1 protein-coding gene is annotated in these 1,004 nt (G+C 55.7%); it reads right to left on the reverse strand.

The genetic code is table 11. The features are described 5' to 3' along the window. Window positions 1-1,004 (reverse strand): IS3-like element ISMaq1 family transposase gene (locus Q669_RS15350; protein WP_152525063.1). Its coding sequence is split into 2 segments (ribosomal slippage), with 1,005 coding nucleotides annotated over them: window positions 1-765 and window positions 765-1,004; the frame shifts between segments, so codons are not numbered across the junction. This gene is flagged as partial in the annotation.

The raw sequence follows: 1,004 nt of genomic DNA on the forward strand, positions 1-1,004 counted from the left end.
CGTTGTTGTACTGCCACAGCCACTGAGTTGCCAGAAGCTGAGCATGGGCAATGCTTTCGAACTGGTGCAAATCCAGCCATTCATGCCGTGCGGTTCGATTGAAGCGCTCGATGTAGGCATTCTGAGTGGGCTTGCCGGGCTGAATGTAGATCAGCGTAATCCGGTTTCTGTTGGCCCAGTCTATCAATGACTGTGAGATATACTCTGGCCCATTGTCACAGCGAATGGCGGCAGGCTTGCCGCGCCATTCAATGATCTGATCCAGCGCACGAATCACCCGCTGTGCGGGTAATGACAAGTCGACCTCGATGCCCAGTCCTTCCCGGTTGTAGTCGTCGATCACATTGAATGTCCGGAATGTCTTGCCGCTGACCAGTTGATCACTCATGAAGTCCATCGACCAGACCTGGTTCGGTGCCGTCGGAACATCCAGCTCACCCGGATAATCCCGCTGGATTCGTCGACGTGGCTTGATGCGTAGGTTCAGCTCCAGCTCCCGATAAATCCGATACACGCGCTTATGGTTCCAGGTGTAGCCCTTCACATTGCGCAGATACAGGAAGCACAGACCAAAGCCCCAGCGTTTGTGGGTCTGGGTAAGGCGCAATAGCCAGTCAGCCACCAGAGCGTTCTCGCCACTGAGCTTTGCCTGGTACCGATAGCAGGTCTCGCTGATGCCATACACCACGCAGGCCAAACGGATACTGATGCCATGTTTGGCCACGCCCTTTCTGGCCATCTCCCGGCGTTGAGATGGCCTTACAACTTTCCCTCCAGCGCTTCCTGACGGAGCTCGGCCTTAAGCCGCTCTTCGGCGTACATCTTCTTCAGGCGGGCATTCTCGGCTTCCAGTTCCTTCAGGCGTTTCATCATTGATGCATCCATGCCGCCAAACTTCGAGCGCCATTGATAGATCAGCGCCGTACTGACATTGTGTTCCCTTGCCAGCTCAGACACCGGAACGCCGGCTTCGTGCTGCTTCAGGATCGCCATGATCTGGCTGT

Origin of the sequence: Marinobacter sp. C1S70 (genome assembly GCF_000475355.1) — a bacterium.
Lineage (GTDB): Bacteria > Pseudomonadota > Gammaproteobacteria > Pseudomonadales > Oleiphilaceae > Marinobacter > Marinobacter nauticus.